This window comes from Pseudomonas sp. No.117, from assembly GCF_054558395.1.
The window spans coordinates 108,920-129,010 of sequence record NZ_BAAJNP010000003.1 but is presented as its reverse complement, the minus strand read 5'-3'; the positions used below and the strand labels follow the sequence as shown (position 1 = coordinate 129,010).

The window sequence follows — 20,091 nt, the reverse complement described above, 5'->3', positions numbered from 1 at the left end:
GTTCAGCGCTGCGCGGGGCGCGAGCGATGGTCGTCCAGCAACTGGTCGATGGCGCTGCGATCAGCGGGGCGTTGCCGTTTGAGAAAGGCCTGGAGTTGATAGGAGTTCCAGCCGTTCGACGCCTTGCCAGGGCGGACGATAGGTCGTTTTGGATCGGCGCCATACGTCAGCAGGAGCGCTACCAGCTCTGGCCGGTTGAACAGGATAGCAGCGTTGAGCGGCGTCATGCCCGCGGCATCCGCGTCGGCATCGGCCGGGCAACCGGCTGTTAGGGCGGTCTGGGCTATCTGCAGTAGCACGTCTCGACGTATGCCGGGCTCATCGTAGTGACTGGCAACGAAATCCAGGGTGGACTGAGTCAGCGTCTCCTTGCCGTTACTGACGCTCAGCAGGCAGCCACGCTCATCCAGGGCCTTCACTGGCTGCTCAGCCTGGCTGGTACCTAGCCCTAGGCAGAGAGCCAGGGTGCCCAGCGTTCTGCCCGCGATAATCGCCATGATCCGTCCCTGGATGTCGTGAAATTCATTGTCTAGCTGACCCGCCAGAGGGGTCAAGCCAGCGCCTTGCGCAGGAAATACCGCGCGAAGCCCGGCGGATAGTCCGCCAATTCGCCGAACAGCTCATAGCCCAGGCGCTCGTAGAAACCCCGGGCCTGGAATTCGTGGGTGTCGAGCCAGGCACCATGGCAACCGCGGCTGAGCGCCTCGGCTTCGGCACGCAGCAGCAGTTCCCGGCCGGCGCCCTGGCCGCGGACGCCTTCGTCCACCGCCAGCAGTTGCACGGTGAGCCAACCATAGCCGGTGTAGCCCCAGAGGCCGCCCAGGGCCTCGTCGCCACGGGTCAGGGCGATCACCAGCGGCCGGTAACCGCTCGGGCCGGCCTGGGCTTCGTTATAGCGGCGGAGCGGTGCGCCTATGGCGAGGCGCAGGTCTTCCCGAGCCTCGTCGGTGAGCCGGTATTCCAGGGGCGCTGGGGTCATGGGGGTTCTCTTGGCGAGGTGATCGACGAAAGCGTGATCGGCTGCCCCGTGACTGCCGGGTTCTGCTGCTTCGACCGCCGCTTCCTTGCAGTAGCATGACCTTTTGCCCGGTCGTGGTGAAGCATGGACATACGAGAGGGACGCCCCCGCGTCGGGGCGCTGGAACTGGCCTACGAAGACTGGGGCGATCCCGCCGATCCGGCGCTGCTCCTGATCATGGGCTTCGGCGCCCAGTTGCTGCTCTGGCCGGAAGGCTTCTGCGAGGCGCTGGTGCGGCGTGGACTACGGGTGATCCGCTTCGACAACCGCGACGTCGGCCAATCCTCGCGGTTGAGCTGGCCGGGCGGGCGACCGCCGTCAGTGTGGCCGGTGCTGGGCCGGGGGCTCCTGGGCAAGACCAGCGCGGTACCCTATCGCCTGGAGGCCATGGCCGCCGATGCCGTGGGTCTGCTCGACCACCTGGGCCTCGAACGCGCCCATGTGCTGGGCGGCTCCATGGGCGGCATGATCGCCCAGATCCTCGCCGCCGACTGGCCGCAGCGAGTGGCGCGCCTGGGTATCCTCTTCTCGTCCACCAACCAGCCGCTGTTGCCGCTGCCCTCGGTCCGGCTGCTCGGCAGCCTGCTGCGCCGGCCACCGGCCGACCTGCCGGCGGACCAGGCGCTCGCCCGGCAGAAGGCGCTGCTGCGCGCTATCGAGAGCCCTTGCTATCGGCAGAGCGAAGCCGATCTCGACCGCCTGGTACAGCGCATCCTGGCCCGCGGCGTGGACGTGGACGGGGTGCAGCGCCAGCTGTTCGCCCTGCTCGGCAGTGGTGACCTGCGACCCTTCGCCCGCCGCATCCAGGCGCCGACCCTGGTGGTGCATGGCGCCTGCGATCCGCTGCTGCGCCCGGCCTGTGGTCGCGCCGTGGCCCGCGCCATCCGCGGCGCGCGCTTCGAACTCGTACCGGAGATGGCCCATGACCTGCCTGCCGCGCTCTGGCCACGCCTGAGCACGACCTTCGCCGACTTCTTCCTCGCGCCCTGAGCGGGACGTCAGGCGCCGGGACGGGGTCTCAGCCCCTCGATGATCAGGGTCTCGAGGCCCCTGAGCACCTCGTCGAAGAAATCCGGGTCGAGCAGGTTACGGCCGCAGACGGCCTGAACCTGCACGCGGAAGTCCGCGTAGTGCTGGGTGGTGGCCCAGATGCTGAAGATCAGGTGGTGCGGATCCACCGGGGCCAGCTTGCCCGCCGCGATCCAGGCGCGGATCACCCGGGCCTTTTCGTCCATCAGGTCGTGCAGGGTGCCCTGGAGTTCCGGGAGCAGCAGCGGGGCGCCCTGGACCATTTCCAGGCAGAACAGCCGGGACTCGGCCGGATAGTCGCGGGACATCTCCAACTTCTGCCGCAGGTAGCCGCGCAGGGCGTCGAGCGGCTCCTGGTCTTCGCGGAAGGTGCGCAGGGGGCTCAGCCAGGTGGTGAGCAGCTGGCGCAGGACGGCCAGGTACAGCTCTTCCTTGTTGCTGAAGTAGTACAGCAGGTTGGTCTTGGAGACGTCCGCTTGCAAGGCGACCTGATCCAGGCTGGCGCCGTGCAGGCCGAAACGGGAAAAGATGTCGAGGGCGGCGCTGAGGATCTGGGCGCGCTTGGCTTCGATCTGGCGCAGCCGGCGCTGCTGGGCGGCCAGACTGGGCTGACGGGACTTACGGGGTGGGGAATCGCTGGCCTGACTCACGAACTGCTCCTTGGGCCTTATCAACGTCTGACGCGTGCGCTAGGAGTCAGGAAGGAGGCTGCCCCGGTGACACGGTCGTTCGGGTTCGCACCGTCCTGGTCGGCGAACCGCAGGCCGAGCGCCGCGGCACCGACCCGTGATCCACTCTAGCATGTCGCCGGACGCGGGCATGCCCCGAATTCGTGCAGGGCGCACCAAACCAGGTGATCTTATTTGGACCAAATGGTCTGTTTTATTTGCTGCCTTTTATCCAAGTGATTGATTGGCTTGGATATTCGGGAATTGGCAAGCTTTCTGCTCTGATCCTGCGGTCACGGCGCCTCCGGGTGCGCTCCGAATCCTGACTGCGGGAGAGCTCGAACGATGAACATCGGTGTCTTCATTCCCATCGGCAACAACGGCTGGCTGCTCTCGGAAAACGCGCCCCAGTATCGGCCTACCTTCGAACTGAATCGCGAGATCGTGCAGCGCGCCGAGCACTACGGCTTCGACTTCGCCCTGTCGATGATCAAGCTGCGCGGCTTCGGCGGAAAGACCGAATTCTGGGACCACAACCTGGAATCCTTCACCCTGATGGCCGGGCTGGCCGCGGTGACCTCGCGCATCAAGCTGTTCGCCACCGCCGCGACCCTGACCCTGCCACCGGCCATCGTCGCGCGCATGGCTTCGACCATCGACTCCATTTCCGGCGGGCGCTTCGGCGTCAACCTGGTCACCGGCTGGCAGAAGCCCGAGTACAGCCAGATGGGCCTCTGGCCGGGCGATGAGTTCTTCGCCAGCCGCTACCAGTACCTCGGTGAATATGCTCAGGTGCTGCGCGATCTCTGGGGTACCGGGCAGTCGGACTTCAAGGGTGCGCACTTCCAGATGGAAGACTGCCGGGTGAGCCCCCAACCCCAGGCGCCCATGGAGATCGTCTGCGCCGGGGCGAGCGATGCCGGCCTGGCCTTCGCCGCCGAGCATGCCGACTACAGCTTCGTCTTCGGCAAGGGGGTCAACACGCCCAAGGCCTTCGCTCCGGCGGTGGAACGGCTGCAGGCGGCTACCGCCAAGACCGGCCGCGACGTCAGCTCCATCGCCCTGTTCATGATCATCGCCGCCGAGACCGACGAGGCCGCCCGGGCCAAGTGGGAGCACTACAAGGCTGGCGCCGACGAGGAGGCCATCGCCTGGCTCGGTGCCCAGGCCGCCGCCGACACCAAGTCCGGCAGCGACACCAACGTGCGCCAGATGGCCGATCCGACCTCGGCGGTGAACATCAACATGGGCACCCTGGTGGGCTCCTTCGCCAGCGTGGCGCGGATGCTCGACGAGATCGCCGAGGTGCCTGGGGCCAGCGGGGTGCTGCTGACCTTCGACGACTTCGTCCAGGGCGTCACCGATTTCGGCGAGCGCATCCAGCCGCTGATGCACAGCCGCCGCCATGTCGACCTGCTCAAGGAGAGTGCCTGATGAACGCTGTGGAAACCCTGGCGGGCTATGCCCTGCCTGCGGGCGACGCCGAGGCCCTGACCCTGCCGGCACGGCCCGAGCCGCTGCGGCTCAAGGCCAGCGAGACGGCGTTGATCGTGGTGGACATGCAGAACGCCTATGCCAGTCCGGGCGGCTACCTGGACCTGGCCGGCTTCGACGTCTCGGCCACCGGGCCGGTGATCGAGAACATCGCCGGAGTGGTGGAGACCGCGCGCGGCGCCGGCATGCAGGTGATCTGGTTCCAGAATGGCTGGGACTCGGAGTACCGCGAGGCCGGCGGCCCCGGTTCGCCCAACTGGCACAAGTCCAACGCGCTCAAGACCATGCGCAAGCGACCCGAGCTGCACGGCCAACTGCTGGCCAAGGGTGGCTGGGACTACGCGTTGGTAGATCAGCTACAACCGGCCGCGGCCGACCTGGTGGTGCCCAAGACCCGTTACAGCGGCTTCTACAACACCAACCTGGACAGCCTGCTGCGCGCCCGCGGCATCCGCAACCTGGTGTTCGTCGGCGTCGCCACTAACGTCTGCGTGGAGTCGACCTTGAGGGATGGCTTCTTCCTCGAATACTTCGGCATCTGCCTGCACGACGCCTGTCACCAGGCCGGTCCCCGTTCGGCCCACGACGCCGCGCTGTTCAACATCGAGACCTTCTTCGGCTGGGTCGCCAGCTGCGCCGATTTCCACACCACCTTCGCCAAGGACTGAGCCGCCATGCCCAAGCAAGCCGTGATTCCCGCCGGTACCGGCATCCCCATCGCCCCCTTCGTCCCCGGCAGCCTGGCCGACGGGGTGCTCTACGTCTCGGGCACCCTGCCGTTCGATGCGCAGAACAATGTGGTCCACGTCGGCGACGCCGCCGCCCAGGCGCGCCACGTGCTCACCACCATCCAGGGCGTGGTGGAGGCGGCGGGCGGCAGCATGGCCGACGTCACCTTCAACATGATCATGCTGACCGACTGGGCGAACTACGCCGCCATCAACGCGGTGTACGCCGAGTTCTTCCCCGGCGAGAAGCCGGCGCGCTACTGCATCCAGTGCGGCCTGGTGAAACCCGACGCCCTGATCGAGATCGCCAGCATCGCCCATATCGGCTAGGCCGCGCTCCGTCTAGCTCCCTCTCCCCCTGGGAGAGGGCTGGGGTGAGGGCCGCCTCAACCACCCAACCTTTAAGGACCGCCCATGCACTTCGAACTCCATGGCCGCCAGGACCCGGCGGCCGCGACCCTGTTGCTCAGCTCCGGCCTGGGTGGCGCCGGCGCCTTCTGGGCGCCGCAGTTGGCGGCCCTGGGCGAACATTTCCGGGTGGTGGTCTACGACCAGAGCGGCACCGGCAAGAGTCCGGCTGAGCTACCCGCCGACTATCGCATCCAGCAGATGGCCGAGGACCTGCTGGCCCTGGCCGACCGCCTGGAACTACGCGACTGTCTGTTCATGGGCCATGCCCTGGGCGGCCTGGTCGGGCTGCAGGCCAACCTGTTGCGGCCAGGCCTGATCCGCCGCCAGGTGCTGGTCAATGCCTGGAGCCGACCCAATCCCCACACCGGGCGCTGCTTCGCCCTGCGCCAGCGCCTGCTGCGTGACAGCGGCGCAGCCGCCTATGTCCAGGCCCAGGCGATCTTCCTCTATCCGGCCACCTGGATCGCCGAACACAGCGAGCGCCTGGCCGCCGACGAAGCCCACGCCCTGGCGCATTTCCCTGGCGAGGCCAACGTCCTGCGCCGTATCGGTGCCCTGCTGGCCTTCGACGTGGAGGCCGAGCTGGCGCGGATCGAGGTGCCGACCCTGGTGCTGGCCAACCGCGACGACGTCCTGGTGCCCTGGACCTCTTCCCAGCGCCTGGCCGCAGGCCTGCCCCAGGCCACCTTCCACTTGCTGGAGTGGGGCGGCCACGCCTCCAGCGTGACCGATCCTGCCACCTTCGACCGGGTGGTCCTCGACTACCTCTGCCAAGCTTCCGAGGAGTAGCCCATGTCCGTTGCCCATGCCTTGCCGCTGCCCACCGCGACGCCCGCCGCCCCGGTCGAGCGCGACCTCTTCCGCGGGGCCATGGCGCGCCTGGGCGCCGCGGTCAACATCGTCACCACCGACGGCCCGGCCGGGCCCGCCGGCTTCACCGCCACCGCGGTGTGCAGCGTCAGCGACAGCCCGCCGACCCTGCTGGTCTGCCTCAATCGCGGGGCCTCGGTGCATCCGGCGTTCAGTACCAACGGGGTGCTCTGCGTCAACGTCCTGGCCGCTGGCCAGCAGGCGCTGGCCAATCTGTTCGGCGGCAAGACCGCCATGAGCGAGCGCTTCGCCGCGGCGCGCTGGACGCGCCTGGCCAGCGGCGCGCCGGTGCTGGAGGGCGCTCTGGTGGCCTGCGATTGCCGGATCGCCGGGGTGCAGGCGGTGGGCAGCCACGATCTGCTGCTCTGCGAGGTGCTGGACGTGGCCGAGCCGGGTGGCGAAGGCGGATTGCTGTACTTCGACCGGCGTTATCACGAGCTGGGTTAGTCAGGATTGTTGGGCTTCGACGGTGGAGCCGTCTCAGCCCAACCTACGCCGACTGTAGGTTGGGCTGAGCGCAGCGAAGCCCAACGTCGCCAGGTCGATCCAACACCCCAAAGCCTTCGCTGTCAGCACCGAACGTGGGCTAGGCGCCACCCCGGTGCACGCTGACCGCTCAAGGTGCAGCGTGCCCTTTCCCGGTATCGGATTCTTCAGTCAACGCCTTGTTCTAGCTAGGTTTTTTAGTTTTTACCAAATGGTCCAAAGCTGGCACAACGGTTGCACTTTCCCTGCTGCCGTCCTGCTCGGTGAACGTGAGTCGCGCTGTCCCCTTCCGTCCAACCTTCGCGAGGTCCGTCATGCCGCTGTCCAGTGTTCCCATCATCGATCTGGCCCCTTATTTCGCTGGTACGGTCGCCGGCAAGCAGGCGGTGGCCAAGGCTGTCGACCAGGCCTGCCGCGACATCGGCTTCCTGGTCATCACCCACCACCAGGTGCCTGAGGAATTGGTCGAGCGGGTCTCGCAGCTGTCGCGAGCCTTCTTCGAATTGCCCTTGGCGGAGAAGCGCAAGGCCGATCGGCCGCGCCCGGACCAGGTGCGCGGCTACAGCGCGGTGGCCGAGGAAAGCCTGGCCTACAGCCTGGAAGAGGCGGCGCCAGGAGATCTCAAGGAATCCTTCTCCATCGGGCCGCTGGCAGTGCCGGACGAGCCCTACTACCGTGGCCCCGAAGCCGGGCCGCACTTCGCGCCCAATGTCTGGCCCACGGCCATTCCCGGTTTTCGCGAGGCCTATGCCGAGTACTTCGCCGCCATGAGCGATCTGGCGCGGACGCTCATGCGGCTCTTCGCCTTGGGGCTGGAGCTGCCGGAGACCTATTTCGACAGCCGCATCGACCGCCACATCAGCATGTTCCGCACCCTCTGCTATCCCCACCAGAAGGAAGCGGCGCTGCCCGGCCAGTTGCGCGCCGGCGCCCACACCGACTACGGCAGCCTGACCATCGTTCGTCCCGACGACGCCCCCGGCGGCCTGCAGGTGCGCAACGCCCAAGGCGAGTGGGTAGACGTACCCAAGGTGCCAGGTGGCTTCGTGGTCAACATCGGTGACCTGATGATGCAGTGGACCAACGACCGCTGGGTCTCCACCCTGCACCGGGTGGTGAATCCGCCGGCGAATGCCGGTTGCGACACCCGCCGCCAGTCCCTGGTGTTCTTCCACCAGCCCAACTACGACGCCCTCATCGAGTGCCTGCCCGGTTGCGCCACCCCCGGCATGCCGCCGCGTCACGCGCCCATCACCTCGGGCGACCACCTGAGATCCAAGTTCGTCAAGCAGACCACCTTCGGCGGCACCCAGTCCGGCGTGCGGGTGGCCTGATGCCGAGTCTTTCCTACGTCAACGTCTTCGCCCAGGACGTGGTCGCCCTGAGCGGCTTCTACCAGCGGGTGTTCGGCTTCCCGGAGATCGAGGCGATCCGCTCGCCGATCTTCCGTGGCCTGGACACCGGCAAGACCGCCATCGGCTTCAACTCGCGGGAGGCCTACGACCTGCTCGGCCTGGGCGACTTCGCCGGCAGCGAGGGCTGCCGCTTCCTGCTCAACCTGGAAGTGGACAGCCGCGCCGAGGTGGACCGGCTGGTGCCGGTCGCCGAGGCCGCCGGTGCCCGCTTGGTGAAGGCGCCCTACGAGACCTACTACCACTGGTACCAGGCGGTGCTGCTGGACCCGGAAGGCAATGTGTTCCGTATCAACCACATGTTGTAGACAAGGCTAAGGACGAGACGATGCTGAGCAGATGGCTGGGAAGAGCGGTATGGGTGCTGGCACTGGTGGGATTGGGCGCCGTGGCGCGGGCGGATGACGAGGGCTTCACCCTCAAGGGCGAGCCGAAGATCGCCATGCTGTATTTCACCGCCAAGAACGACGGCGGCTGGACCCAGGCCATGGACGAGGCGCGGGTGAAGATCGAGAAGGAACTGGGTATGAAGATCCAGTTCGTGGAGAACGTGCCGGAGACCGCCTCGGCCATCCGCCCGGCCGCCGAGCGCTTCATCAAGCGTGGCGCCAAAATCGTCATCGGCACCGCCTTCGGTTATTCCGACACCTTCAAGCAACTCGCCGAGCAGTACCCCGAGGTGGCCTTCCTCAACGCCTCGGGCACCACCAACGGGCGCAACCTGGAATCCTTCTACGGCCGCACCTACGAGAGCCAGTACCTCTGCGGCATGGCCGCGGGCGCGGCGTCCAAGACCGGCAAGCTGGGCTTCGTCGCCGCCAACCCCTTCGGCGTGGTGAACTGGACCATCAACGCCTACGAGCTGGGCGCCCGGCAGATGAATCCCAACGCCACCCTGACGGTGATCTACACCGGCAGCTGGAACGATCCGGTCAAGGAGCGCGCCGCCGCAGCGGCGCTGATCGACCAGGGCGCCGACGTCATCGGCCAGCACGTGGATACCCCCACGCCGCAGATCGTCGCCCAGGAGCGCGGCGTCTATGGCACCGGGCATCACCGCGACATGCGCCAGTTCGCGCCCAAGGCCACCCTCTGTTCCTCGGTATGGGTCTGGGATCGCTTCCTGGTGCCGGAGCTCAAGCGCGTCATCGCCGGCCATTGGAAACCCGCACCCTACGGCGCCTTCGTTTCCATGGCCGACGGCGGTACCGACATCGCCGGCTTCGGCGACGGCGTGCCCAAGGCGGCCCAGGAAAAGATCCTCGCCGAGCGTGACGCCATCCTCAAGGGCAAGCAGATCTACGCCGGCCCCCTGAGCGACCGCGACGGCAAGGAGCGGGTCGCCGCTGGCCAGGTGCTGGCCGATCCCGCGCTGTGGCAGATGGACTGGTTCGTCCAGGGCGTGACGACGCAGAAGTAGCGGTTCACTCCTGCGTAGGGTGGAAAACCGCGCAGCGTTTTCCACGGAGGCGATCCTTGAACAAAGGCCGACCAGCATGAAAAGACACAACGCCCTGCACCTGCGCGGCGTCGGCAAGACCTTCGATGGCTTCCAGGCGCTGCAGCAGGCGGATTTCCTGGTGCGCTGGGGCGAGGTGCATGCGCTGCTCGGCGAGAACGGCGCGGGCAAGTCGACGCTGATGAACATCGCCGCCGGCCTCTATGCGCCGGAGACCGGTGAGCTGCTGGTGGACGACAATCCGGTGCGGCTACGCGGTCCGGCGGACGCCGCGCGGTTGCGCATCGGCATGGTCCATCAGCACTTCAAGCTGGTGCGGCCGTTCAGCGTCGCCGAGAACGTGCTGCTCGGCCTGCCAGCGGGGGCGGGTAGCCATCGCCAACGTCTGGCCGAGATCAGCGAGCGCATCCGCCAGCAGGCCGCCGCCCTGGGCTTCGCCATCCGCCCGGAGCAGCGGGTGGCGGAGCTGTCCATCGCCGAACAGCAACGGGTGGAGATCCTCAAGGTGCTGTTGGCCGGGGCGCGCATCCTCATCCTCGACGAACCCACCGCGGTGCTCACCGATGGCGAGGGCGAGCGGCTGCTGCAGACCCTGCGCGCCCTGGCGGCGGAGGGCGCGGCCGTGGTGCTGGTGACCCACCGCATGCAGGACGCCCTGACCTATGCCGACCGCCTCACGGTGATGCGCGGTGGCCGCACCCTGCGCAGTCTGGACCCCGCCGAGGTAGCGGTGGACGAATTGGTGCGCCTCACCGTGGGCGACGCCCAACCCCTGGCCGATACCCCGCGCAGCGCGGCCGGGGCGCCGCTGCTGACGGTGCGTGGCCTGCGCACCCCCGAACGCGGTGGTCGGCGCGCGCTGGACGGCATCGATCTGCAACTACACGCTGGCGAGATCTACGGTATCGCCGGCGTCGGCGGTAACGGCCAGGGCGAGCTGGCCGATGTCTTGATGGGCTTGCCGCAACCCTATGAAGGCGAGGTGCGACTGGAGGGCTTCGGCGACCTGGCCGCCACCACCAGCGCCGGACGCCGCGACCTGCGTATCGCCGCCATTCCCGCCGACCGCTATGGCAGCGCCCTGGCCGGGTCCCTGTCGGTGGCCGACAACTTCGCCATCGGCGCGGTACACAGCGGTCGCTTCGGTGGTTTCGCCCGCCTGGATAGAAGCGCCCAGGAAGTGGCGACCCAGGCGGCGGTCGCCCAGTTCGATGTCCAGGGCGTGCGCTCGGTGCGGCAGAAGGCGGCGCTGCTCTCCGGCGGTAACGCCCAGAAGCTGGTGATCGCCCGAGAGTTCGGTCGGGAACCGCGACTGGTGCTGGCCCACAGCCCCAGCCGTGGCCTGGACGTACGCGCCGGCGCCGAGGTGCAGGCGCGACTGCTGGCCGCCCGCGAGGCCGGCGCCGCGGTGTTGTTGATCAGCGAGGACCTCGACGAGGTGCTGGCCCTCGCCGACCGCATCGGGGTGATGAGCGCCGGGCGCCTCGTCGCCGAATTCCAGCGACCCGCCGATCGCCAGGCGATCGGCCATGCCATGGTGAATCATGCTTGAACCCCTGAGTGCTCCGCTGCCCGAGGTCCAGCCGCGACCGCGGCAGCCGCTGTTCAGCCGCCGCTACACCCTGGAGATCCGCCAGCAACTGGCCTGGCCCTGGCAAGCCCTGATCCTCGGCCTGGCGCTGCTGCTGGGCCTGGGGCTATCAGCCGCCATCCTGGTCCTGGCCGGGGTCCCCGCCGGCGAGTTGCTCAACGAATTCGTGGTCGCCACCCTGTTCGATGCCCAGAGCCTGCAGGCCACCCTGTTCCAGGCCGCGCCGGTGATCCTGGTGGGTCTGGCTGGCTGCCTGGCCTTTCGTGCGCGCTTCTGGAACCTGGGCCTGGAAGGCCAGATGATCTGGGGCGCCATCGGTGCCACGGCGGTGTCGCTGTTCGAGATCGGCCCGGAGGCCCTGCGCCTGCCGCTGATGCTGGTGGCGGCCCTGCTCGGCGGCCTGCTCTGGGCGCTGGCGCCCTTGCTGCTCAAGTTGCGCCTGGGGGTGAACGAGATCATCGCCTCGCTGATGCTCAACTACATCGCCGCCAACTTCCTGCTGCACCTGGTGTTCGGCCCCTGGAAGGACCCGCGCGTCGCCTTTCCCTATTCGCCGCTGTTCCGCTCCTTCGAGCGGCTGCCCGAGTTGCTGCCGGGGCTGAGCCTGGCGGTGCCCTTGGCGCTCCTGGTGGCGGTGCTGGCCTGGTGGTTCGTGGCCCTGAGCCGGGCCGGACTCTATCTGAGATTCGTCGACGCCAATCCGCGGGTGGCCGGCGCCGTGGGTGTGCCGGTGCGCGCCACCATCCTCGCCACGGTGCTGGCCTCCGGCGCCCTGGCCGGGCTGGCCGGCTTCGTGGTGGCAGCGGGGCAGGAGGGGCGGCTGACCCAGTCCTTCTACCAGGGCTATGGCTTCTCCGGGATCCTCATCGCCTTCCTGGCGCGCAACAATCCGCTGGCCGCCGCCGTGGTGGCCTTCCTGGTGGCGACCCTGTTCGTCGCCGGACGCAATCTGCAGGTGTTCTACCAAATCCCCTTCGCCATGGTGCAGCTGATCCAGGCGCTGATCGTCATCTGCGTGGCGTCCTCGGATTTCTTCATCCGCCATCGGCTCAGACGTAGCCAGGGAGGTGCCGCTTGAACCTGTTCGCCAGCTGGCTGGGTAACGTCCCCGACTTCGCCATACCCTACGCCCTGGCGGCGCTGGGGCTGATCCTCACCGAGCGATCCGGGGTGCTGGCCCTGCATGCCGAGGGGCTGATGCTGGTCGGTGCCCTGTTCGGCGTAGGGGCGCAACTGGCCTTGGGCAATGCCGGCCTGGCGCTGCTGGCGGCCATGGGCGCGGCGGCGCTGGTTTCGCTGCTGTTCGCGGTCATGGTGATCTGGCTGCGCATCAACCAGGTGATCGCCGGCCTGACCCTGGTGTTTTTCTGCCAGGGCCTCACCGGCCTGCTCGGTACCCTCTGGGGCTGGACCAACCAGCCGGTGGCGGGCCTGCCGGCGCTGGCGCTCTGGCCACTGTCCGAGCTTCCGCTGGTGGGGCGGCTGTTCCAGCAGAACCTGCTGGTCTACCTGACCCCGCTGATCTTTCTTGCCGTCATCGCCTGGCTCGAGCGCACCACCCCCGGCCTGCGCCTGCGGGCGGTGGGCGAGAATCCCCAGGCGGCGGATGCCGCGGGGCTCTCGGTGGCCGGCTACCGCTTGCTGGCGATCCTTGCCGGCGCGGCCCTGGTGGGCCTGGCCGGTGGCTACATCGCCGTGCTCAGCACCAAGTTGTGGATCGCCGAGATGACCGGCGGCCGCGGCTGGATCGCGGTGGCCCTGGTGATCTTCGCCCGCTGGTCGCCTTGGCGCGCCCTGGCCGGGGCGCTGCTGTTCGGCTGCATCGAGGCGCTGATCCCGCAACTGGCCGCCGCCGGGGTGCGGCTGTCGCAATACTTCATCCTGATGGCGCCCTATGCCGTCACCCTTGGCGTGATGATCTGGGTCGCCCTGGCCGGGCGTGATCGCCTGAGCCAGCCCGGCGCCCTGGGCGAAGCCTTTGTCCGTGAGGAGCGCCGATGAGCCTGCGTGCTTTCGTCTACGAGGAACCCCGGCTGCTGACGCGGGCGGACTTCGCCGATTACCTGGACCCGGCCACCACCGCGGTGCTGTCCATCGACCTGCACCGTGGCCATCTGGACGCCTCGCCGGATTGCCCCTGCCCGGCACCGCGCGCCCGCGATCTGGTGGCACCGGTGGACGCCTTCCATCGCCAGGCCCGCGCCCTGGGCGTGCGTATCGTCCACGTGAAGTCGGTGCTGCGCGCCAATGGCGCCGACGACCTGGGCGGTATTCCCTCGGCCTGGCGGCGGACCTTTCCGCTGCATGTCGGGCCGATCCCCAACGCCGACGCCCATGCTCTGGAGGGCTCGCCCTGGACCGAGTTGCTCACCGAGGTCCTGCCGGAGGATCTGCGGGTGGAAAACAAGCGACGGCTGTCGGCCTTCTATCCCACCGACCTGGACTTCCTGCTGCGCAACCAGCGCATCACCACCGTGGTGCTGGACGGTGGCTTCACCGACTGCTGCGTGCTCAACACCGCCTTCGACGCCAGCAACCGCACCTACCGGGTGATCGTCTTGCGCGACCTGGTACGAGGGACCGACGAGGGCCTGGAGGGGGCGGCGCTGAGCATGGTCTCCCTGCACCTGGGGCTGGTGATGGAGTCCCATGATCTGCTCGTAGCTTGGGGCGATAGCGGTGCCCCCTGACGGCGGCTCGTTGGGCTTCGACGGTGGAGCCGTCTCAACCCAACCTACGCGGGCTCTGGTAGGTTGGGTTGAGCGCAGCGAAGCCCAACAGTGCCCAACTCGACCTCGCCTGTTGGGCTTCGACAGTGAAGCTGTCTCAACCCAACCTATGCGGGCTCTAGTAGGTTGGGTTGAGCGCAGCGAAGCCCAAGATCGCCCGGCTCGACCCCAGCCTGTTGGGCTTCGACGGTGGAGCTGTCTCAACCCAACCTACGTAGGCTCCGGTAGGTTGGGTTGAGCGTCAGCGAAGCCCAACTTTGCCCGGCTCGACCCCGGCCTGTTGGGCTTCGACGGTGGAGCTGTCTCAACCCAACCTACACGGGCTCCGGTAGGTTGGGTTGAGCGCAGCGAAGCCAACGGCTCAAGGTCCTGTCTGTACCACGCGGAAGGCACGAAAGCGTTCCTTGAGGTTGCCGGGCCGCGCGCCGCGCCAGATTTCCTGCCAGGTCGCGGGCACCGCCACCGGTTCGTGCCATTCGTCCTGCACCACCAGCAACTGGCAGGGCACCTGCCGCAGATTGGCTTGTTCCTGGGGTGGATAGCCGCTGTAGACGTGCAGCATGGAACGCTCCGATTCGCCCAGGCCGTAGCTGGCCACGCAATCCGCTGCCGGGAGTACCCGCTGCAGCTCGGTGAAAGGCCGGGCGTAGCTGTTGCCCAGGTCGACCCAGGGGAGCCACAGGGTATTGGCCAGGGTCCAGCCGACGGTCAGGCCGACGAACCAGGTACTGGCGGCGCCTAACTGCGTGCGCCGCCCGAGCGCTACGCCCCAGCCGAGCAAGGCCAGCAGGGCGACCGCCCAGGCGAGGGGGCTCAGTGGCAGGCGTTCCGTTATCGGCAGATGGTCGGTGACGAGGCGCGGCCAGGGCAGCGGCCAGCCCAAGGCCAGGCCGATACCGCCCAGGGCCAGCAGGGCGATGACCGGTGTCCAGAACGCCAGGCTGGCATCGCGGCCGAGGCGGGCGATGGCCGGCGGTGGCTCCAGCCGCGCCGCCAGCAGCGCCAGGGCGGGAAACAGCGGCAGCAGATAGAGGCTGCGGAAGACCGCCGACTTGAGCAGCACCCCCAGGCAGACGATCACGTAAAGCACCACCGTGGCCAGTCCCGGATGCCGGCCCAGCCGCTTCAGCGGGCTACCGCCACGGCGATAGAGCTGCCAGAGGGTGGCGCCGAGCAGGATCAACCCGGTGGGAAAGGACAGCGCCGCCAGGTCCGCCAGGCTGGAGACCAGGCCATCGGTGTCGCTGTTGCGCGCTTCCAGGCCGAAGAAGCGGCCGATGTTGTTGGTCCACAGCCAGGTATGGAAGAGCTCGGGTGCCTGGTGCCAGAGTAGCAGGGGCCAGATCAGCAGCCAGGGCAGGGCGGCGACGAGGGCCGCGAGCAGCCAGCGCCGCGTGGCCGGCTCGACCAGGCGCTGTGGCCAGCAGACCGCGCAGAGTCCCCCGCAGAGGCCCAGCACCCCCGGCACCAGCAGGCCTTTGCTCATGAAGGCGATACCCAGGCCGCTGCCGAACAGCAGCCCACGCTGCCAGGGTTTTTCGCCATCGTGCAGATAGGCAGCGAGGCCGGCCAGGCCCAGGGTGGCGCCCGTCAGCTGGGGGACGTCGGCAATCAGCAGATGGCTGTGCTGCACCACGCCGAGCATGCCCAGCAGGGCGAGCAGCGCCTGGCGCACGCGCCCGGGCAGCAGCAGCCGGGTGAGCCAGGCCAGGGCGGCGAGGGTCACCAGCATCCAGCCCAGCACCGCCAGCCGCGCACCGTCCGGCTCGCCTAGCCAGGGGGAAAACAGCCGGGCGGTGAAGGCGCCGCTCCAGTACATCAGCGGCGGCTTTTCCATGAAGGGCGCATCGCCCACCCGCGGGATCAGCCAGTCCGGGGTGGTGAGGAAATTCCACACCATGCCAAAGGAATAGGGCTCATCGGCCTTCCACAGGCCACGACCGAACAGCCCGGCGAGCAGGTAGGCCACGAGACAGAAGGACAGCAGCGCCCGCTCCAGCTGTGCGGCTCTTGGGGAGGCAGGGGAAGAAGAGGGGAGCACGGCAGGGACTCTTGGCGGAATCCTGCCGGTATACGGGAGTTGGCTTAGAGGGGGCTTAAGAGGTTAGCGGGGGATGACTGGCAGGGGTCAGGGCCGGTGTCGGCCCGGCCGCTCCTACGGGGGTGGATTGGGCTTGTAGGAGCGGCCCATGGCCGCGATTGCTGGTATTGGTGCCTTGGCTGCTTATCGAGTGTTTTGATGGTTTTGGTTTCGCCCACCCGGGCGAGTCACTTTTGCCAGTCGCGGCTGCGCGCCCCGGACTACGCGTCCCGAACAAAAGTAACCAAAAACGCTTGCCCCACCATCCGGCCCTCCGCTTCGCTGCGGGTGATTCGCTTCGCTCCCCCTTCGGGCCAGCCTGCGGCTGTTACTTCGCTGCGCTACGTTTCGTTCACGCCAGCGCCGTTCCGGGGTCGGTCCAGATGGGCCGTCCATGGCCCACTGGACCTCTCGCCGCATCCCTGCGGCTCGACCCACTCCACGACACTGGCGTTCGCCCTGCTGAACGGGGCGATTCACCAGCCTGAAAGTATTAGTTGAAGAACCCGTAGCGTGGACAACAACGAAGCCTTGTCCACTGTTCATGATCAAGCTCATCAGTGGAAAACGCTGCGCGGTTATCCACGCTACGAATCGCTCTGGCTCCGCCTGTAAACACCTCAGCCTCAGGCTTGCGCCCCGCCCCGTCAGTGAGGCCGAGTGTAGGTGTTGCGCAGGGGGATGCGAGGCAGGACGCCGAGCAAGGCGCGAGGGGCAGGAGGCCCCTTCGTGCCGTGCCCCTGCCACGGCGCCGGAGCGAGGGGACCCGGAGCGCAGCAGAGGGCCGAAACGTGGGGCAAGCGTTTTTGCTTATTTTTTTCGCGTTTGAAAAAAGTGAGTCGCCCGGGTGGGCGAAACAAAAGCCATCCGAGCACTCGATAATCAGCTAAGACACCTAATGCCCAAACCGTTGGGCTTCGCTCCGCTCAACCCAACCTACGAAAGCAGCCGCCTCTACGCCAGACGCTGTAACCGCTCCACCAACTGCGCATGCAGCGCCGGATCACCACAGGCCAGGATGGCCCCCCCCTGCTGGGCATCGCCGCCGTCCCAGGCGGTCATGCGGCCGCCGGCGCCTTCGATGATGGGGATCAGCGCCTGGACGTCGTAGGGCTGCAGGCCCGCCTCGATGATGACGTCGACGAAGCCCGAGGCCAGCATGCAGTAGGCGTAGCAGTCGCCGCCGAAGCGGGCCAGCTGCACTTCGGCGGCGACGGCGTCGAAGGCCGCCAGGCGTTCGGGGGTGTCGAAGATGTCGCGGCTGGTGCACATCAGCCGCGCCTGGGCGAGGCTGGCGCAGGCGCGGGTGCGCAGGGGCACGCCGTTGCGCCAGGCGCCGGCCGGGGTACCCAGGTAGCGCTCGCCGGTGAAGGGCTGGTTCATCACCCCGATCACCGGACGGCTGCCGTCGTTGAGCGCCACCAGGGTGCCCCATAGCGGCAGGCCGGTGATGAAGGCGCGGGTGCCGTCGATGGGGTCCAGCACCCAGCTAAGGGGGCTGCTGCCAGCGACGTTTTCTTCTTCCTCGCCGAGGATGCCGTGGTCGGGATGCTCGGCCTGGATGAGTTCGCGCATGGCCCGTTCGGCGGCCTTGTCGGCGATGGTCACCGGGTCGTAGCGGCGGCCGGCGACGGCGGCGTCGCCCTTGTCGTCCACCGCCAGCTGGGCGCGGAAGTAGGGCTGGATGGCCACAGCGGCGGCGTCGGCCAGGCGTTCGGCGAAGCGTTCGTAGTAGGAGATCTCGGCAGCGCTCAGGCTCATGCTCATTTCACCAGGCGCGCGTCGAGGCTGTTCTGCGCCAGGCGCCGAGCCTGCTCCTGGGTCATGCCCAGGCCTTCGTGCAGGGCCATGAAGTTCTCGGTGACGTAGCCGCCGAAGTAGGCCGGATCGTCTGAGTTGACGGTGACCTTCAGGCCGCGGTCGAGCATCTTGAGGATGGTGTGCTGGCTCATGTCGTCGAACACGCAGAGCTTGGTATTGGACAGCGGGCAGACGGTGAGCGGGATCTGCTGGTCGATCAGGCGGGCCATCAGGCGCTCGTCCTCGAAGGCACGCACGCCGTGGTCGATGCGCACCACGCCGAGCTGGTCCAGGGCCTCCCAGATGTACTCCGGCGGACCTTCCTCGCCCGCGTGGGCCACGGCCGGGAAACCCTCGGCGCGGGCGCGGGCGAAGACGCGCTTGAACTTGCTCGGCGGATGGCCCTGCTCGGAGCTGTCCAGGCCGACGGCGATGAAGTGCTCGCGGAACGGCAGTGCCTGGTCCAGGGTGGCCTGGGCGGCGTCCTCGGAAAGGTGGCGCAGGAAGCTGAGGATCAGGCCGCTGGTCACGCCCAGCTGCTTTTCCCCGTCGGCCAGCGCCTGGGTGATGCCACGCACCACCACCTCGAAGGGAATGCCGCGGTCGGTGTGGGTCTGGGGATCGAAGAAGGGCTCGGTGTGGATGACGTTCTGCTCCTTGCACTTCTGCAGATAGGCCCAGGTCAGGTCGTAGAAGTCCTGCTCGGTGCGCAGCACGTCGGCGCCGGCGTAGTAGAGGTCGAGGAATTCCTGCAGGTTGCCGAAGTTGTAGGCGGCGCGCAGGGCCTCGACATCGCCCCAGGGCAGGGCGACGCCATGGCGCTCGGCCAGCTTGAACAGCAACTCGGGCTCCAGGGTGCCTTCCAGGTGCAGGTGCAGTTCGGCCTTGGGCAGGGCATTGAGCCAGTCGTACATGGAAACCTCGATATCGCCTAATGTGAATAAAGCAGTGGACAATTGTCGCACGCTTTGCCGGCGCAATCGCAGCCCTCCAGGTTCCCCCTGGCCGATGTACGGTGGCTTCGGTGGTCAGAAACTCCCAGCATTCCACGCTTTGGGCCAGCAAATGGCCATAACCCCTGCAATGGGTCTGGATCTGACTACAATCGGGACGCATGGCTTCAAACACCAGGCGTGAGGTATCCGTGCAGACCGTTCAGGATTACGTTGGCGGCAAGAACAACAATCTCAATCTGATTCGCATGATCGCGGCCCTCGCCGTGGTCTTCAGCCACAGCTTCGCCATCTCCAGCGGCACCGCCACGGCGGAGCCGGGACGCGAGAGCCTGGGCATGACCCTCGGCGACATCGCAGTCGACATCTTCTTCATCACCAGCGGTTTCCTGGTCACCAAGAGCCTGCTCAGTCGCGCCGACATCATCGACTTCGTCTGGGGCCGCGCCTTGCGGGTGGTGCCGGGGCTGCTGGTGATGCTGATGCTGACGGTGCTCGGCCTGGGCGCCTGGATGACCCGGGCGCCCTTGCAGGATTACCTGAGCGATCCCCAGACCTGGTTCTACCTGTTCAAGAACACCGGCCTGATCGCCGGCGCCGAATTCGACCTGCCCGGGCTGTTCGAGGGCAATCCTCTGCAGACCATCGTCAACGGCTCGCTGTGGACGCTGCCCTTCGAGGTCGGGATGTATGGCGCCCTGGCGCTGCTCTGGCTGTTCGTGCTCTGGCTGCGCCTGGACAGCCGCCATTTCCAGCGTGCCATCCTGCTGTTCGCCGTGGGCGCCGCGCTGTTCAAGCTGTTCGCCCATTACTTCTTCGCCAGCGAATCGCACCTGTTGCGGCTGTTCCAGATGTTTTTCCTGGGGGGCGCCTTCTATGTGCTGCGCGGCTACATCCCGCTGTCACGGGCGGCCTTCGTCGCCGCCGTGGCGCTGCTGGCCGTGGCCACGCCCGACCGCGACAGCTTCTTCCTGGTCTACAACCTGGTGCTGGGCTACGTGCTGCTCTACCTCGCCTTCGTCCCGGCCGGCCGCATCCGCGCCTTCAATGAGGTGGGCGACTATTCCTATGGCCTCTACATCTACTCCTTCCCGGTGCAGCAGACCCTGGCCGCGGTGATCCCGGGCATCGAGACCTGGACCATGGTGATCCTCTCCATCGGCATCACCCTGCCGCTAGCGGTGGTGTCCTGGTACCTGGTGGAGCGCCACGCGCTGGGCTATCGCCAGGCCTGCGCCCTGGGCACCAAGGCCATGTGGAAGCGCCTGGCGCCACGCGCCCGGGTCAGCTGAGCGGCTGCTGGGCCACCGCCGCCGCTTCCAGGGGGGGCGGTGGCGACCTGGGTGCCCGGGCCCGCGAGCGT

The 20,091-nt window shown here is 67.6% G+C and carries 20 protein-coding genes; 14 read left to right on the top strand and 6 right to left on the bottom strand.

Annotation, left to right across the window (positions count from 1 at the left end; translation table 11 throughout):
- Nucleotides 1-2: 2 nt before the first annotated feature.
- The gene (locus ACYJP6_RS07375) at nucleotides 3-554 is read right to left on the bottom strand and encodes an ankyrin repeat domain-containing protein (RefSeq protein ID WP_459474393.1); all 552 of its coding nucleotides are present in this window, start codon (nucleotides 552-554) and stop codon (nucleotides 3-5) included.
- A complete protein-coding gene (locus ACYJP6_RS07370) occupies nucleotides 551-979 on the bottom strand; it encodes a GNAT family N-acetyltransferase (protein ID WP_459474392.1) in 429 nt (142 codons plus the stop codon). Before ACYJP6_RS07370 ends, ACYJP6_RS07375 begins: the two co-directional genes overlap by 4 nt.
- A gap of 123 nt (nucleotides 980-1,102) precedes the next feature.
- On the opposite strand from ACYJP6_RS07370, the gene ACYJP6_RS07365 reads away from it, so the two are divergent.
- Nucleotides 1,103-2,008, top strand: a complete 906-nt coding sequence (locus tag ACYJP6_RS07365; protein ID WP_459474391.1) for an alpha/beta fold hydrolase — start codon at nucleotides 1,103-1,105, stop codon at nucleotides 2,006-2,008.
- A gap of 8 nt (nucleotides 2,009-2,016) precedes the next feature.
- On the opposite strand, the gene rutR is transcribed toward ACYJP6_RS07365, so the two are convergent.
- Nucleotides 2,017-2,697 (bottom strand): HTH-type transcriptional regulator RutR, encoded by a 681-nt coding sequence (rutR, locus tag ACYJP6_RS07360; RefSeq protein WP_459474390.1) that lies wholly within the window; start codon nucleotides 2,695-2,697, stop codon nucleotides 2,017-2,019.
- 363 nt (nucleotides 2,698-3,060) lie between these two features.
- Between rutR and rutA the strand changes: the two genes are divergently transcribed.
- The 12 genes from rutA (at nucleotide 3,061) to ACYJP6_RS07300 (ending at nucleotide 13,856) form a co-directional block, all read left to right on the top strand.
- Entirely contained in the window at nucleotides 3,061-4,149 is a 1,089-nt protein-coding gene (gene rutA, locus ACYJP6_RS07355) for a pyrimidine utilization protein A (RefSeq protein ID WP_459474389.1), read from the top strand.
- Nucleotides 4,149-4,877, top strand: a complete 729-nt coding sequence (rutB, locus tag ACYJP6_RS07350) for a pyrimidine utilization protein B (RefSeq protein ID WP_459474388.1) — start codon at nucleotides 4,149-4,151, stop codon at nucleotides 4,875-4,877. Before rutA ends, rutB begins: the two co-directional genes overlap by 1 nt.
- Nucleotides 4,878-4,883: 6 nt before the next feature.
- On the top strand, nucleotides 4,884-5,267 hold the full coding sequence (rutC, locus tag ACYJP6_RS07345; protein ID WP_145006548.1) for a pyrimidine utilization protein C: 384 nt from the start codon (nucleotides 4,884-4,886) through the stop codon (nucleotides 5,265-5,267).
- Between the two features lie 84 nt (nucleotides 5,268-5,351).
- On the top strand, nucleotides 5,352-6,137 hold the full coding sequence (gene rutD, locus ACYJP6_RS07340) for a pyrimidine utilization protein D (protein WP_459474387.1): 786 nt from the start codon (nucleotides 5,352-5,354) through the stop codon (nucleotides 6,135-6,137).
- Nucleotides 6,138-6,140: 3 nt separating this feature from the next.
- Nucleotides 6,141-6,665 (top strand): flavin reductase, encoded by a 525-nt coding sequence (locus ACYJP6_RS07335; RefSeq protein WP_459474386.1) that lies wholly within the window; start codon nucleotides 6,141-6,143, stop codon nucleotides 6,663-6,665.
- 353 nt (nucleotides 6,666-7,018) lie between these two features.
- The gene (locus ACYJP6_RS07330) at nucleotides 7,019-8,038 is read left to right on the top strand and encodes an isopenicillin N synthase family dioxygenase (RefSeq protein ID WP_459474385.1); all 1,020 of its coding nucleotides are present in this window, start codon (nucleotides 7,019-7,021) and stop codon (nucleotides 8,036-8,038) included.
- The gene (locus tag ACYJP6_RS07325) at nucleotides 8,038-8,424 is read left to right on the top strand and encodes a VOC family protein (protein WP_459474384.1); all 387 of its coding nucleotides are present in this window, start codon (nucleotides 8,038-8,040) and stop codon (nucleotides 8,422-8,424) included. Before ACYJP6_RS07330 ends, ACYJP6_RS07325 begins: the two co-directional genes overlap by 1 nt.
- Nucleotides 8,425-8,444: 20 nt before the next feature.
- Nucleotides 8,445-9,536, top strand: coding sequence for a BMP family ABC transporter substrate-binding protein (locus ACYJP6_RS07320; protein ID WP_459474383.1), 1,092 nt, complete (start codon nucleotides 8,445-8,447; stop codon nucleotides 9,534-9,536).
- 76 nt (nucleotides 9,537-9,612) lie between these two features.
- Complete coding sequence (locus tag ACYJP6_RS07315) at nucleotides 9,613-11,127, top strand: ABC transporter ATP-binding protein (protein WP_459474382.1); 1,515 nt, start codon at nucleotides 9,613-9,615, stop codon at nucleotides 11,125-11,127.
- The gene (locus ACYJP6_RS07310; protein ID WP_459474381.1) at nucleotides 11,120-12,244 is read left to right on the top strand and encodes an ABC transporter permease; all 1,125 of its coding nucleotides are present in this window, start codon (nucleotides 11,120-11,122) and stop codon (nucleotides 12,242-12,244) included. The genes ACYJP6_RS07315 and ACYJP6_RS07310 overlap by 8 nt, the downstream gene beginning before the upstream one ends.
- A complete protein-coding gene (locus tag ACYJP6_RS07305; protein WP_459474380.1) occupies nucleotides 12,241-13,167 on the top strand; it encodes an ABC transporter permease in 927 nt (308 codons plus the stop codon). Before ACYJP6_RS07310 ends, ACYJP6_RS07305 begins: the two co-directional genes overlap by 4 nt.
- Nucleotides 13,164-13,856, top strand: coding sequence for a cysteine hydrolase family protein (locus tag ACYJP6_RS07300; protein WP_459474379.1), 693 nt, complete (start codon nucleotides 13,164-13,166; stop codon nucleotides 13,854-13,856). Before ACYJP6_RS07305 ends, ACYJP6_RS07300 begins: the two co-directional genes overlap by 4 nt.
- Before the next feature lie 400 nt (nucleotides 13,857-14,256).
- Here ACYJP6_RS07300 and ACYJP6_RS07295 read toward each other — a convergent pair whose 3' ends face one another.
- From ACYJP6_RS07295 to ACYJP6_RS07285, 3 genes are all read right to left on the bottom strand, one after another.
- Complete coding sequence (locus tag ACYJP6_RS07295) at nucleotides 14,257-15,936, bottom strand: ArnT family glycosyltransferase (protein WP_459474378.1); 1,680 nt, start codon at nucleotides 15,934-15,936, stop codon at nucleotides 14,257-14,259.
- Nucleotides 15,937-16,929: 993 nt separating this feature from the next.
- Nucleotides 16,930-17,736, bottom strand: a complete 807-nt coding sequence (hisN, locus tag ACYJP6_RS07290) for a histidinol-phosphatase (protein WP_459474377.1) — start codon at nucleotides 17,734-17,736, stop codon at nucleotides 16,930-16,932.
- A gap of 2 nt (nucleotides 17,737-17,738) precedes the next feature.
- On the bottom strand, nucleotides 17,739-18,689 hold the full coding sequence (locus ACYJP6_RS07285) for an adenosine deaminase (protein WP_459474376.1): 951 nt from the start codon (nucleotides 18,687-18,689) through the stop codon (nucleotides 17,739-17,741).
- Between the two features lie 230 nt (nucleotides 18,690-18,919).
- Here ACYJP6_RS07285 and ACYJP6_RS07280 point away from each other — a divergent pair, with 230 nt between their 5' ends.
- Nucleotides 18,920-20,020 carry an acyltransferase family protein gene (locus ACYJP6_RS07280; protein WP_459474375.1) on the top strand — a complete coding sequence of 367 codons (1,101 nt, stop codon included), beginning with the start codon at nucleotides 18,920-18,922 and terminating at the stop codon, nucleotides 20,018-20,020.
- Nucleotides 20,021-20,091: the final 71 nt, after the last annotated feature.